Source organism: Herbaspirillum sp. 1130 (genome assembly GCF_017833835.1).
Taxonomy (GTDB): domain Bacteria; phylum Pseudomonadota; class Gammaproteobacteria; order Burkholderiales; family Burkholderiaceae_D; genus Herbaspirillum; species Herbaspirillum huttiense.
The window spans coordinates 1,857,459-1,870,416 of sequence record NZ_JAFICQ010000001.1 but is presented as its reverse complement, the minus strand read 5'-3'; the positions used below and the strand labels follow the sequence as shown (position 1 = coordinate 1,870,416).

The 12,958-nt window shown below is 61.2% G+C and carries 15 protein-coding genes, 1 tRNA gene and 1 pseudogene; 5 read left to right on the top strand and 12 right to left on the bottom strand.

The annotated features are described in order from the left end of the window. The first annotated feature begins 8 nt into the window (after positions 1 to 8). Positions 9 to 1,427: an MFS transporter gene (locus tag JOD78_RS08510; protein WP_252695293.1), complete on the top strand. Its 1,419-nt coding sequence runs from the start codon at positions 9 to 11 to the stop codon at positions 1,425 to 1,427. Then, complete coding sequence (locus tag JOD78_RS08505; RefSeq protein WP_209567160.1) at positions 1,424 to 2,272, top strand: alpha/beta hydrolase; 849 nt, start codon at positions 1,424 to 1,426, stop codon at positions 2,270 to 2,272. Before JOD78_RS08510 ends, JOD78_RS08505 begins: the two co-directional genes overlap by 4 nt. 137 nt (positions 2,273 to 2,409) lie before the next feature. On the opposite strand, the gene JOD78_RS28230 is transcribed toward JOD78_RS08505, so the two are convergent. The 3 genes from JOD78_RS28230 to JOD78_RS08495 all read right to left on the bottom strand — a co-directional run bounded on the left by JOD78_RS28230 (position 2,410) and on the right by JOD78_RS08495 (position 4,277). Next, positions 2,410 to 2,541 carry a hypothetical protein gene (locus tag JOD78_RS28230; RefSeq protein ID WP_256497413.1) on the bottom strand — a complete coding sequence of 44 codons (132 nt, stop codon included), beginning with the start codon at positions 2,539 to 2,541 and terminating at the stop codon, positions 2,410 to 2,412. 681 nt (positions 2,542 to 3,222) lie between these two features. Next, the gene (locus JOD78_RS08500) at positions 3,223 to 3,642 is read right to left on the bottom strand and encodes a hypothetical protein (RefSeq protein WP_039784805.1); all 420 of its coding nucleotides are present in this window, start codon (positions 3,640 to 3,642) and stop codon (positions 3,223 to 3,225) included. A gap of 35 nt (positions 3,643 to 3,677) precedes the next feature. Beyond that, complete coding sequence (locus JOD78_RS08495; RefSeq protein ID WP_209567158.1) at positions 3,678 to 4,277, bottom strand: gamma-glutamylcyclotransferase; 600 nt, start codon at positions 4,275 to 4,277, stop codon at positions 3,678 to 3,680. Between the two features lie 239 nt (positions 4,278 to 4,516). Here JOD78_RS08495 and JOD78_RS08490 point away from each other — a divergent pair, with 239 nt between their 5' ends. Then, a complete protein-coding gene (locus tag JOD78_RS08490) occupies positions 4,517 to 4,660 on the top strand; it encodes a hypothetical protein (RefSeq protein WP_157845704.1) in 144 nt (47 codons plus the stop codon). 71 nt (positions 4,661 to 4,731) lie between these two features. Here the strand turns inward: JOD78_RS08490 and JOD78_RS08485 are convergent, their stop codons facing one another. From JOD78_RS08485 to JOD78_RS08470, 4 genes are all read right to left on the bottom strand, one after another. Beyond that, entirely contained in the window at positions 4,732 to 5,799 is a 1,068-nt protein-coding gene (locus JOD78_RS08485; RefSeq protein WP_209567156.1) for a quinone-dependent dihydroorotate dehydrogenase, read from the bottom strand. A 152-nt stretch (positions 5,800 to 5,951) separates the two neighbouring features. Continuing rightward, the gene (locus JOD78_RS08480; protein WP_034341208.1) at positions 5,952 to 6,680 is read right to left on the bottom strand and encodes an arginyltransferase; all 729 of its coding nucleotides are present in this window, start codon (positions 6,678 to 6,680) and stop codon (positions 5,952 to 5,954) included. Positions 6,681 to 6,800: 120 nt separating this feature from the next. Continuing rightward, positions 6,801 to 7,544, bottom strand: a complete 744-nt coding sequence (gene aat / locus JOD78_RS08475) for a leucyl/phenylalanyl-tRNA--protein transferase (protein ID WP_121044821.1) — start codon at positions 7,542 to 7,544, stop codon at positions 6,801 to 6,803. A gap of 17 nt (positions 7,545 to 7,561) precedes the next feature. Further along, positions 7,562 to 8,128: an NUDIX hydrolase gene (locus tag JOD78_RS08470; RefSeq protein WP_034341204.1), complete on the bottom strand. Its 567-nt coding sequence runs from the start codon at positions 8,126 to 8,128 to the stop codon at positions 7,562 to 7,564. A gap of 200 nt (positions 8,129 to 8,328) precedes the next feature. On the opposite strand from JOD78_RS08470, the gene JOD78_RS08465 reads away from it, so the two are divergent. Both JOD78_RS08465 and JOD78_RS27930 read left to right on the top strand, forming a co-directional pair. Beyond that, positions 8,329 to 8,405: transfer RNA gene (locus JOD78_RS08465), tRNA-Met, on the top strand. 61 nt (positions 8,406 to 8,466) lie between these two features. After that, entirely contained in the window at positions 8,467 to 8,856 is a 390-nt protein-coding gene (locus JOD78_RS27930; RefSeq protein WP_245202010.1) for a hypothetical protein, read from the top strand. Positions 8,857 to 9,096: 240 nt separating this feature from the next. Here the strand turns inward: JOD78_RS27930 and JOD78_RS27925 are convergent. The 5 genes and pseudogenes from JOD78_RS27925 to JOD78_RS08440 form a co-directional block, all read right to left on the bottom strand. Then, positions 9,097 to 9,948: pseudogene (locus tag JOD78_RS27925) on the bottom strand (recombinase family protein); the annotation flags it as partial. A gap of 168 nt (positions 9,949 to 10,116) precedes the next feature. After that, positions 10,117 to 10,374 (bottom strand): AlpA family phage regulatory protein, encoded by a 258-nt coding sequence (locus JOD78_RS08455; protein WP_209567154.1) that lies wholly within the window; start codon positions 10,372 to 10,374, stop codon positions 10,117 to 10,119. Beyond that, positions 10,371 to 10,835, bottom strand: coding sequence for a hypothetical protein (locus JOD78_RS08450; protein WP_209567152.1), 465 nt, complete (start codon positions 10,833 to 10,835; stop codon positions 10,371 to 10,373). Before JOD78_RS08450 ends, JOD78_RS08455 begins: the two co-directional genes overlap by 4 nt. Beyond that, positions 10,832 to 12,664: a ParB/RepB/Spo0J family partition protein gene (locus JOD78_RS08445; RefSeq protein WP_209567150.1), complete on the bottom strand. Its 1,833-nt coding sequence runs from the start codon at positions 12,662 to 12,664 to the stop codon at positions 10,832 to 10,834. The genes JOD78_RS08450 and JOD78_RS08445 overlap by 4 nt, the downstream gene beginning before the upstream one ends. Positions 12,665 to 12,677: 13 nt before the next feature. Beyond that, on the bottom strand, positions 12,678 to 12,956 hold the full coding sequence (locus tag JOD78_RS08440; protein WP_209567148.1) for a hypothetical protein: 279 nt from the start codon (positions 12,954 to 12,956) through the stop codon (positions 12,678 to 12,680). Positions 12,957 to 12,958 lie beyond the last annotated feature (2 nt).

The window sequence follows — 12,958 nt, the reverse complement described above, 5'->3', positions numbered from 1 at the left end:
AGAATGCCGTGATACGACTTGTCTTGTTATTGCTGGGTGCCGATTTTATCCGCCGCAACTGGCATGCGCTGGCCGTGGCCGGCCTGGCCTGGGGCGCCGTTGGCGTCTCGCTGATGATCGATGCGCTTGATGGCGTGCTCAATTTCCCGCTGACCCTGTTCGGTTATCTGCTGCTGGTGGAAAGCCTGGTAACGCTGTGGATGGCCAATAGCGGCGTGGGAGCACAGAAGACGCTGCGCTATGCCAAGGGCGGACTGTTCCTGCTCATTGCGGTGCTGGTCATCACCCAGCACCAGGCCAGCAACATGGCGCTGGCCATGCTTTTTGGCATTGCCTTCACCATCGGCGGCTCGCTGCAGATCACTTCGGCGCTGGTGGTGCGCTTTCCGCGCTGGCGCACGGCCATGTTCGGGGGGATCGTGCAGATCCTGCTGGCGATCTTCTTCTTCCAGCCTTACCCGACGCATTACAAGGGCACGGTACCGTATTGCCTGGCGCTGGGCCTGATCTTCGGCGGCTGGAACATGATCTGGCTGGCGCTGCGCAGCCGCATGCTGCCGCAGCAGGCCTCGGCCGATGTGCTGGTTGCGCGCAACAGCGGCGATGACCGCCCGTTCGATGCCGGCTTGCATGACGGTGCGCCTGACCTGCAGGCGCAACTGGGTGCCGGGGCGCCGGCCCCGGCAAAGCCGCCTTCCGGGGCACAGCCCCCGCTGACCGTGCACGTGTGGACGCCCGCCGGCAGCGCCAAGGGCCCTGCCCGACGGCAGCCGCTGATCGACCGCTACATCGCCGCCGTCGACAACCAGGGGGTCATCTCGACCGGCCATGCGGCGCTGGAAATCCTGCCCGAGCTCTACATCAGCCTTTATCCGGCCGAAGAAATCGACCGCTCGCCGGACCAGTTTGCCCGCCTGCTGCGCGCCACGGCCGACAATGACGTCAAGGGCCGCTACCTGACCGACTACCGCAGCGAAGCCGCCGCCTGGTGCGAATCGACCGAGAAGATCGTCTTCCGTGATTACCGCCGCGCCTCGCTGGACCGCTTCTGGCAGCACTACCGCCAGACCGAGATTTACAACCTGACCTATCGCAACTGCTCCAGCACCGTGGCGCATGCGCTGGAGGCCGCGCTGGAAGGCGTCATCGGCGGACGCGACCGGCACTGGTTCAATGCGGTCAGGATGATGTTCACGCCGGAGATCTGGGTCGCCAGCCAGATCCGCAAACGCGCCGTGACCATGGCCTGGACCCCCGGCATGGTGCTGGACTATGCCCGCGCGCTGCGCGCCGTGGTGCATCCGCGTCCGCTGTCCTGGGCCGCATCGCTGCACCTCGCCCTGCGCCAGAGCCGCCGCCTGCGCAAGGCCTGGCGCACCGCGCGCCGCCAGGCCGACGTCAATTCCACTCTTCTCGACAAACCATGACGCTTCCCCTCCCGGTACAAGAACACTGGATCGACGCCGCCGACGGTACCCGGCTGTTTTGCCGCGACTGGCTGCTGCCCGGGGCCACCTCGGCGGTGCAGATGGTACATGGACTGGGCGAGCACGGCGGGCGCTATGGCGCGCTGGCGCAATTGTTCAATGCAGCGGGTTGTTCGGTGCGCATCTGCGACCATCGCGGCCATGGCAATTCAGGAGGGCGGCAGGGTAGCCTGATCCAGCCGGATGACCTGTTGCGTGACCTGAAGCAGACCTTCGATGACTTCAGCCGCCGCACCCAGTGTACGCCGCTGCTGTTCGGCCACAGCATGGGCGGGCTGGTGGCGGCGCGGTTTGCCACTGGCGGTTTCAGTCCGGTGCGGGCACTGGCGTTGTCCTCGCCGGCACTGGCGCTGGATCTGTCGGGCTGGCAGCGGCTGCTGCTGAAGGTGTCGTCGGCCATCGCGCCGGGGCTGGCCCTGCCGACCGCCTTGCCGGCCGAGCGCATCTCGCACGATCCGCATGAGGTCCGGGCCTACCGGCAGGACCCGCTCAACCACGGCAAGATTGCGCCGCGCATGCTCAATTTCATGCTCGATGCCATGCACCATGTGGCGCGCGATGCCGCCCAATTCACGCGGCCGGTGCTGTTGCAGGTGGCGGGAGACGATGCCTTCGTCGCCCCGCGCGGCAGCCGCGCCTTCTTCGAGGCGTTGCCGGGCGAGCGCAAGACGCTGCACTGGTATGCCTCGGCCTATCACGAGATCTTCAACGAAGAAGCCGGGCTGCGCGAGCAGGCCATGCACGATTTGCGGGAGTGGCTGGGGCAACTGCCGCCTGCGGAGTAAAAACCGGACAAAGCAGGCGGGATGGAAAGATGAACGCTGAAATCAGCGTGAAGAAGGGTTCAGGATTTAACCTGAAATTACGCATGTAAAGCGCCGTGACGGGCTCCGCCAGGAGCCGATCCGGCGCTTTTGTTCATTCAGGGTTGCCCGCTGGGAACGTTGATGAACTGGCAGCGGCTGTCAAAGCCGACGAAGCCGGGCGCGCAGGCGCAGCCTTGCACGGCCAGCAGCAGGGCGGAGGCGGCGAGGAGAGAGGCAAGTCGCTTCATGCTTCACTTTCGTTGCGTTGGCAAAGCCTGCGAGTGTAATGCGCTGCAGCAGCTTTGCAAGTGAGGCCGCGACCTGACATTTACCTGCAGGCGGCTACCAACATTGCACCAGGGAACATCACTCAGATATCAATAATGATGATAATGGTGCAATTTTGCGCCAGAATGGTGCGGATCATGCCGCCGATCCGGGCCAAAAGAAAAAGCGGCTTGTCAGCGTTGCAACGCGACAATGACCGCTTTTCAGAACTGCTCCGGGATGCCAGCGGGTCTCCTTGCGGAGACCGGCGATCACCCGGCCAGGAGGCTGCTTACTTGACCGAAATCAGGTAGCGCGCGACCATGGCGCCGATGAGCAGGGTGTACGGGAGGATGTCGGCGACGATGTTCATGGTGAGCTCCGTGAGGAAGAAATTGATCTGTTGCATTGCAATATATTCGCTTCACGGGCGTGCTTCCACTTTTGAATCCCAATACCAGTTATCTGATTTGTGAATAATGTCGCCTTGCGTCGTCAGGGGCGTCCGGATTTAAAAAATTTTTCCTTTTAAATCAATGGCTTGATAATTCCGTCTGGCCAGAAGCGACCAGCCCCTGTGATACGGTGTGTCGTCCGTACCACAGGGGCTGAAGTGTAAAACTGCGCAATCCGTCGCAATTTGTTGCGTCGGAGGATCAGGCTTACTTGGCCAGTTGCAGGTTCAGGCCGCGCAATTCGGTACTGATCTGTATCTGGTAGCTGCCGCCCTGGGCGACTTGCAGGGTCAGCTTGTCGGTGGTCGGCCCGGCATTGCTGCCCAGGCTGTTGACGCGTTTGACGCTGAAATCGTAACTGCCGGGCTTGAGCCAGATCGACAAGCGCTCGCCACCGGCGATCTGGGCCAGCACGACATCGTTGATGGCCAGTTCCAGCATGTCATTGTTGAGCAGGCCGGCGGCGCGCGTGAAGCTGATCTGCGACAGGCCGGCGGCCTGTTCGGTCATGCTCTTGATGTAGACGCGGGCGGCGGGGATATCGCCGCTGGCGGTGCGCTCCACCGGGGTGGTGCAGGCAGTCAGCGCCATGAGGAGGGTGAGGCTGGCAGCGAGGGACTTGATCATGTTCTTCTTCCTTGTGGGCGTGTTCAATGCGGTGCTCAGGGGCGAGGGGCAGACGATAGCACGGCTGGCTGCCCGGTCAGTTGCAGCAGATGTTGTTCGATGGCGAACACGTGGCGGTCTTCGGCGCCCAGGTCGCGCAGGGCCTGGGCCAGCTTGAGCAGGTATTCGCTGTTGCGGCCGCTGGGACCGACCGCACCGGCGATCTGGCGCGCGATCTCCAGTTCGCTGGCCGGGCCGGCGAAGGCTTCATTGTCCTCGGCGGCGATGTAGATCAGGCCTTCTGCCGCCTGGCCGTCCTCGAAGCGCATGGTGGTGGCCAGGCGCAGATAGCCGTTCTTTTCGCGATGATCCAGATGGACAAAGACTTCTGGCGTGATCAGGTAAGCCATGCCGGCACAGTCGGCGCCTTCTTCAGGCACCAGGGTCACGACCCGGCCCGGTGCCTCGGCAGTGCCGCGGTGATCGTGCGAGCCTTGCCAGAAGCGTCGCGCCCAGCCGGTGATGTGGGCCGGACGGCGTTCCAGATAGGGGAAATCGGCCTTGAAGATGATGGAGCCGTAACCGAACAGCCAGACGCTGGCCTGGTCATCGAAACGGCGCATCTGGCGGTTGATGGCGATGGTGTTGACGGACATGGAGACTGAGCAGGGCGACGGCCGGGCGTCGGAAACTTGCCATTATAGAGGGGAACGGGCAGGCGTTTTTGAGCGAAAACTTTCAGGGATAGTCATCGAATCCTGAACTTTTGCGCATAAAATGCAGCCTGCCGGCCCCCTCTGCTGGCCGCAACGGTCCATGCGGCGGCGCTGTCCGCCTGCCCTTGGGAGGGGAGTGCGGCCATCCGGGGCCTCATCCGAATCTTCAGGGGAATATCATGCGTGTCGTCGTCATGCTGCTGACGCTGGTCGTCGGTGTTGTGCTGGCCGGTTGCGAAAAGACCGACTTTGAAAAGAAATCCGAATCCGATGCCAATGCGCGCCGGATTTTCAATCTCAAGAAGGAGTCGTCCAAGGACTGAACGCGGCGATTTCCCAAAGAAGAACAGCAGGCACGCGGCCTGCTGTTTTCATTTGCGCGCGACGGATGGTTTCAGTGATGCGCGGCGACCGGGCCCTGCGGAGCGCGCAGCGCCTCGGCACATTCATGCACCAGCGCCGGTCCCTGGTAGATCAGGCCGGTGTAGAGCTGCACCAGTGAAGCGCCGGCATCGATCTTGGCGCGCGCATCGGCACCGCTGAAGATGCCGCCCACCCCGATGATGGGCAGGGCGTCGCCCACTTCCGCCTTCAGCCCACGGATCACCTGGTTGGACAGTTCCAGCACCGGCTTGCCCGACAGGCCGCCGGCTTCTTCCCCATGCGGCATGCCTTGCACGGCATCGCGGGTGATGGTGGTGTTGGTGGCGATGACGCCATCGATCTGGTGACGCAGCAGCGCGTCGGCAACATTCTTCACTTGCTCCAACTCCATGTCCGGTGCGATCTTGAGCACGACCGGTACGTAGCGGCCATGGTGATCGGCCAGGCGGCGCTGGGCCGACTTCAGCTGCGACAGCAGGGAATCCAGTTCAGAGGCCCCCTGCAGCTGGCGCAGGTTCTTGGTGTTCGGAGAAGAAATATTCACCGTCACATAGCTGGCGTAGGGGTAAACCTTTTCCAGGCAGGCCACGTAATCCTCGGCGGCGCGCTCGATGGGGGTATCGGCATTCTTGCCGATATTCAGGCCCAGCACGCCCTGACGCTCCTGGTAGAAGCGCGAGGATTGCACATTGGCCACGAAGGCATCCACCCCGCCATTGTTGAAGCCCATGCGGTTGATCACTGCGCTGGCGGCCGGCAGGCGGAACATGCGCGGCAGCGGATTGCCCGGCTGGGCGCGCGGCGTGACCGTGCCGACCTCGATGAATCCGAAGCCCAGTGCGGCCAGGCCGTCGATGTAGGCGCCGTCCTTGTCCAGCCCGGCGGCCATGCCGACCGGATTGGGGAAGGTGATGCCCATGACGGTACGCGGATCGGCGGCCGGCTTTTTGGTGACGAAGTCCGTCAGGCTGTAGCGCGCGGCACAGCGCAGGGCGGGCAGCACCAGATGGTGCGCGGTTTCAGGTTCCAGAGAAAACAGCAGCGGGCGCGCGAGTGCGTAGAGGAATTTGTCGGACACGATGGGACGATCAGGAAAGAAGAGGGCCAAAAAACTGCCGCTATTCTAACGCGTGCCACCGCCCATTCCCTGCCTCGGCGGAGTAGTTGCCCCCAATTTGATCCCGCTACCCCTGTTTTTGCAGACGTTGCGCCACAAAGGTGAAGCTTGCTTCAGCCTTCCAGCAGGCTCCATTCCCCTTCATGGAGGGCTTCCAGCGGCTGGTAGTTGGTTTTGTAGGCCATTTTCTGGCTTTCCTTGATCCAGTAGCCGAGGTAGACGTAGGGCATCTCCAGCTGGCGCGCCTGTTCGATCTGCCACAGGATGTTGTAGGTGCCGAAGGACGCTGCGGGCAGGTCGGGATCGAAGAAGGTGTAGACCGAGGACAGGCCGTCATTGAGTACGTCGATGATGCTGACCATGCGCAGGGTGCCGTCAGGCTCGCGGAATTCCACCAGGCGGGTATTGACCTTGCTCTGCAGCAGGAACTGCGCGTACTGATCGCGGCTGTCCTGATCCATGCCGCCGCCGGCGTGGCGGGCGCACTGGTAGCGCAGGTAGAGCTCGTAATGTTCGTGGGCGTAGGTCAGGTTGGTGACCAAGGTTTGCAGGCCGCGATTGCGTTCCCAGGCACGGCGCTGGCTGCGGTTGCGTTCGAAGTCGGCTACCCGGATGCGTACCGGGGTGCAGGCATTGCAGCCGTCGCAGTAGGGGCGGTACGTAAAGATGCCGCTGCGGCGGAAGCCGGTCTTGACCAGTTCCGAGTACACATCTGCATTGATGAGATGGGAGGGGGTGGCCACTTGCGAGCGGGCCTGCTGGTCATCGAGATAGCTGCACGGGTAGGGCGCGGTTGCATAGAACTGCAACGTGGAGAACGGCAAGTCTTTGAGATGCGTCATGTGCGTCCTGTCCTGTCTTGCGGGAGGCCGGCGGCGAGGTCTCTGCTGCCCCGTGCGGTCCTTGGAGTCAGGTTCCAATTTACACCATTTTGATGCCTGCAGTGAAGAACCGCGCCAGGCTCAGTCGCGTCGGGCCGACGGGATGCCGTGCTCGAGCAGGTTCAGCGGCTCCCAGCCCCGTATCTGCGGCCACTGGATGGCTGCGCGCAGGTGGCGCAGGAAGTCGCTGCGGGGGATCGGGCGAGCGCCCAGCGAGGCCAGGTGCGAGGTTTCCTGCTGGCAGTCGATCATCTCCACGCCGTGGCTGCGCAGGAAGAACACCAGATGCGCCAGCGCCACCTTGGAGGCGTCGCTCACGCGGGCGAACATGGATTCGCCGTAGAACATGCGTCCGATGGAGACGCCATAGGCCCCGCCGACCAGTTCGCCGTTGAGCCAGACTTCGGAGGAGTGGGCGTAGCCGGCGCGATGCAGGCCGGTGTAGCCGGCCATGATCTCGGGCGAGATCCAGGTGCCCTGTTCATGGCGGCGCGGTCCGGCGCAGCCTTGCATGACCTGTTCGAAGACGGTATCGAAGGTGACTTGCCAGAGGCCGTCGCCGTGGCGGCTGCGTTCGATGCGGCGCAGGGTCTTTTTGAGGCTGTCGGAGACGACGAAGTGATCGGTGCGCAGGACCATGCGCGGATCGGTACTCCACCAGAGGATGGGCTGGCCTTCGGAGAACCAGGGGAAGATGCCGTGGCGATAGGCTTCCAGCAGCCGCTGCGGCGACAGGTCAGCGCCCGCCGCCAGCAGCCCGGCCGGGTCGGCGAGGGCGCGGGAGACATCGGGGAAGGGCGTATCGAGGTCCAGCCAGGCGATCATCCGCGTGCTCCTGCGGATCAGATCATGCGGCGGCGGATGTCTTCGGTGTGCAGCGTGAAGCTGCCTTCACCGCTGCGCACGTTCTTGAGATCGGCAAAGAAGGCGCGCAGGGTGAATTCCACCGTGGGGAAGGCGATGTCCTGCCAGGGGATCTGGTCTTCTGTATAGAGGGCCACTTCCAGGCTTTCGACACCGGCCTGGTAGTCGAGGTCGAGCAGGGTGGCGCGGTAGAAGAGGTGGACCTGGTGCACGTGGGGCACGTTGACCAGGGAGAACAGTTCGTGCAGATCGATGCGGGCGCCGGCTTCCTCTTCGGTTTCGCGGCGGGCGGCGTCTTCGGTGGTTTCGGCGTTTTCCATGAAACCGGCCGGCAGGGTCCAGTAACCGAGGCGCGGCTCGATGGCGCGCTTGCAGAGCAGGACCTTGGTTTGGCCATCCTGATCCCAGACGGGGATGGAGCCGACCACCATCTTTGGATTCTGATAATGGATTGCACCGCAGTTGCCGCACACATGGCGCAGCCGCGTGTCATCGGGAGGGATCTGCAGGGAGACTGTGTGGCCGCACTCGGAACAGAATTTCATAGAGGCTCGGAAGGTGTCTGTCTATATATATAGTAGGGAAAGGCCCTTGGTGCATTTTCTTGCCGCGGCGACGGGGCGTTGGGACGCTGTCCTGGACGGCTGCGGGAAGCTGCAATGCGGTTAGGAGTGTATCACTGTAAAAAGATTGCAGAAAATGTTTGCATTCCGATTTTACCTGCCCTATAATTGTTTTCTTCAGACGCGGGGTGGAGCAGTCTGGCAGCTCGTCGGGCTCATAACCCGAAGGTCGTAGGTTCAAATCCTGCCCCCGCAACCACCGATATAGACGGCCCGGCTACTTGCTTAAGTAGCTGGGCCGTTGCCATTCTGGCCCACACTTGGTTATCTTCCCTCACTTCCAGCTGGATCGAGCCGAAGATATCGCCCAGGATCTTCCTGGCTATCAGTGGGTTCTCCCGCAGGGCATCCGTCAAGTTCATCAGGATCTCGTTGAAGATGCTGCCGACGTTGGGTGTGCGTGCCGCCTCACTTGCTGCCTTGAGTGCAAGCCGGCGCTGCAGCGCGCTACGATCATTTTCCAAAGCTTTCAGCTTGGCGGCCAGCGCCTCCGAGGCGCCGACCATGGTGATGGCGTCAATCACTCGCGCGATCTCGGTTGTGAGCTGGGTGATCCGTTTGGTAGCTTGGGCCACATCTTCAGTCGATCCAGTATTTTCTATCAGCAACTCTTCAAAAGCCTTTTCGAACTCGGCGGCCGCCACCGGTGACAGCAGCTCTGCCCGGATAATCGAAATCAGGCGTTTCTCAACCATGTCTCTTGGGATGGAGAAACCTTTGCACACGGCAGGGCCACGATCCTTCGCGGCCGCACAGCCGTAACGCTCCGCATTGATCGCCACCACGGCCCCGCCGCAATGCGGGCAGAGCATCATCCCCCCAAACAGAGTCGTCGCCGGCCGGACCTGGCGCTTGCGCCCATGTTCGTCCCGTCCGGCATCGATGCGCTCGCGCACGCGGCGCCAGAGTTCGTCATCAATAATGCGTAGCTCTGGTAGGCTAGCCATCTGCCATTCCTCTTGGGGGCGCTCTGTTCTTTGGCGCCGGCCGGTATCCGGGTCTTTGATCCATTGAGATCTGTTCCAGATGTACTGCCCCACATACATCGAATTATTCAAGATGCCCGAGCCCTTTACCGGGCTGCCATAGATTGCGGACACGGCCCACGTACTATCGCGCGGCGATGGTACGCCTTGGTTATTCAGTTCATGGGCGATCCGCTGCACGCTGTTTCCAGCGGCATATTGCTCGAAAATCCAAACGACCCAGCGTGCCTGGCTTTCGTTGATCTTGTACGTGCTCCCGCCGTCCGCCTTCACGATGTCATACCCATACGACTTCCCGCCGGCGATATATCCCCGCTCCACCTGGCCGGCCTGGCCTCGATGCGTCTTACTGCGTAGGTCGTCCAAGTAGAGATCGTTGATCAGCCCTCGGACGCCACGCATTATCTTGCGACCGCTGTGCCGCGAATCGTAGCCATCCGAAACGCCGATGATCCGGATACCACGATGCTCCAGGCGACGGACAATCTGCTCTTGCTCGACCTGGTCGCGCGCAAGGCGATCCAGGCCTTCCACCAGTAGCAGATCAAAGCGGCCGGCGAGCGCGTCAGCCAGCATCGCGTTGCCGGCAGGGCGGGTGCCCACCGCGGTCGAGCCAGAGATGGCAGCATCACAACGCTCGAATTCGACAGTTGCGCCCTCCCTGTCAGCACGGGCGCGGCACACGCGTAACTGATCGTCGAGAGAGGTCTCGCTCTGTTTGTCGCTGCTATACCGTGCGTAGATCGTTGCCTTCATTGCCATCGTGTGTTGTTGACGTTTCGATATTTGGTGGATTTCCGATCAGCCATTTCTTAACAGCCTGAGACGCAAGCATTCTGATCAGGGGCCGCATGTTTGAGTTTTCTTGAAGCATATCAGTCCCCATAAATGGGGAACTCGGGTATTTGTTTTTGGTGCGCTTCATCATTTCACCTTCAGCTTTTTCTGCTTGGGCTTCGGCTTTCTAGCTCCCGTGTTGGGTGGTGGCGGTAGGTCTGATACTGGACGGTTTTCTGCCCACTCCAAGACCTCCTTCACCAACCAGCCTACGCGTCGGCCGCCGAGATGGCGAGGTGCGGGGAACTGCTGCTCTCGGATGAGCTTCTGTATCGTAGTCTCGCTGAGTGTTGTCGCTATGCACAGTTCATGCATGTCCAAAAAGAATTTGATCGGGCTATTCATACATCCTCCGTCATGCTCTGGATGATGGTGGTGGTGTAGTGCTCCGTCATGGGAAGCGTCTCCTTTTTGAGGATCGCGAGGTCGCGGCGGACTGCATCAATATCCGACTGGAAGATCATCACGCCGTAGGCAAATTTGTTCGCCAACTGGCGGAGTGAGCTCGTGGGCATCTCGCGGCCGCTGATGCGGGCGTGCGCCTCGTAGAACTCGGCGAAGCCCTCGATGGCACCGGCAAGGTCGTACCAAATGTGGCTGCTAGGAGCGCGATAGACCGCGCCATCCTTGTCCGCATCGATGTCGCCAGTAGTCTCGAGCGTCGTCAGGATATCTTCGACGGGTCCAAAGGTGGCGCGCATCCGCCACGGCATCTGTGCCATCGACAGGCCGCCGTGGTCGCGGACGACCTGGTGCTTGTGTTTGCGGGCTGCGCGCTTTGCCCGACTGCGCAGATGGCCGCTCACGATCCGTCCTTCGACTTCGGGAAGGGCCAGGCAGCTTTCGGATCAGCATCCGGGGTTGGCGCAGTCTTCTTGGGTCGAGCAGGCTGATTCTTCGCGGCCTTGGGCTTGGGTGTCTCGGCGGGCTCTTCAGTCGGCTCTTTCTTGGTAGGCGTCATTGCCTCGGCAAGCTCTTGCAGTGGCTCGGCGAGGTGCTTGTCTCGTAGCAGATCGATGTCGATGCCGCAGATGTTTCCGAGCTTGATGAGGGTCTGATAGTGCTGATAATTCCATTCTTCCCATTCGTCCTCGAACTTGATGAGGCCACCATCGATGGCGCCACCGTAGACACTCGGAATGTTGCTGAGTACCGCGTCGAGGTGCAAGCGGCATACATCCTCATCGGAGGCGTGCTCTACCAACTCCTCGACGGCGGCTGCCTCCATAAAATCGACGTTATAGGACTCATCCACTTTCTGCGAAAAACTGAGTTGTTCGGAGCGCGCTGCTTGTCCTGCTGAGAAGACAGCCAGAGTCCGGTAGATTGGCAGTAAGGTCTGCTGATCGACGAGATCCTTGATTTCCTCCAGGAGATCTTCATGGAAAACGTTATAGGCCTTGGCGATCTTCCAGTTGATCTCAACAAGACGGTTGCGCAGAACGGCGGCGGGGTCTTCCTGTTCCGTCGCTTTCTTCTCCTTCGCCAGTTCGATGCGCTGTTGCTCTTCCTGCTTATCGAATTCCTCTTCTTCTGCTTCGGTCCTGGCCAAGCCTGTCTTCTCGAGCGCGCACTGGATATCGCTCTTCGAGTAGATGTTCGTGATGTGTCCAGATAGATTCTTGAATATTCCAATAGGCTTGGGCATTCGGTCGGTGCCGAGCAAATCATCGACAGGCATGTTCTGGTGATCAGCGTTGATAAGCCGGTCGAAGGTACGCGCCAGGACGAAGTCCGTGCTCAGATCACCGTTGCGCTCCGTCTTGCATTGCTCCCAGGATTCGTAGAAGCGGATTTTCTTCTTTGCGGCTTTATCGATTTCAGCCGTATTGTGCGCCTCGGTCTTCATTTCAAAGCAGTCGGGATCAGTGCAGACGTCTGCAGTGATGTCGGGGAACTTATCGGGATCGTTTGCGGTACGCTTCGGGCATTCTGCGCATGATCCTGCTGCCTTGCAGAGCTTCGCATCCACCAGGCTGAATACAGCTCGATTGATGTCAAGGGTGTAGCGTTGCTCGATCCAAGTCTTAGCCTGCCGGTAGGACATGGGGGAGCCTGCTCCATTGTTTGTCAGAACTTCGCCTGCAGCTCGCTCTTGGAGGCTGGGTACTGGAATGCGGGCGATGAGCAATGCGGTCGATGGTGCAAGCCGACCGTCGTTTAAGCCGATACGTGCCTCGGCGCAGAGGTCAAGCAGCTGCAGGCGTGAATACGCCCAGCGGCGCTTAACGCCCAGCTCGGTGCAAATATCGTCAATCTTTAGGCCGTGGTCGCGCATGGCGCGGGCCATAGCCTCGGCCTCTTCGAGCGGTGGCACGCCGGCGCGCTGGTGATTCTCGACCAGCTGGATAATGGCCACCTCGGCATCGGTCAACTGTCGCACGATGCCGGGGATCTCGGTCAGGCCGGCGATCTGGGATGCTCGATATCGGCGCTCGCCTGCGACCAGCTGCAGGCGCGTATCGCTATCTTCAATGGTGCGCAACAGGATGGGCTGGATAACGCCGCTGACCTTAATGCTATCTGCCAGTTCCTGCAGGGCGTTTTCATCAAATGTCCGTCGCGGCTGGTTGGGATCGGTCTCGATAAATTGCAGCGGGATCATCCCGAACTGCGCTTGGGTGACTTGATTCATGGTCATCTCCGGATTAGTGAGTGGTGGGGACGGTGAAGAGCAGGGCACCAGCGAAGCCGAGAACCGGGTTCGCGACATCGATGCGCCAGGTGGTATGGCCCGGCCTGGTCTGCCGGCAAAGTTGTGGGACGCTGAGCTGGTAGCCGGCAGCCAGCATTGAGTTGAATTCGTCTAGGAGCGTACGAGCGACATCCTGGCCAAGCAGGGGCGAGCAGCCGGCCTTGGATGCGACGGCAAGCCCCAACTCCTGGAGCGTCATCTGTGGGGCGAGTGTCTTGGGGAGGTGGCGCATGT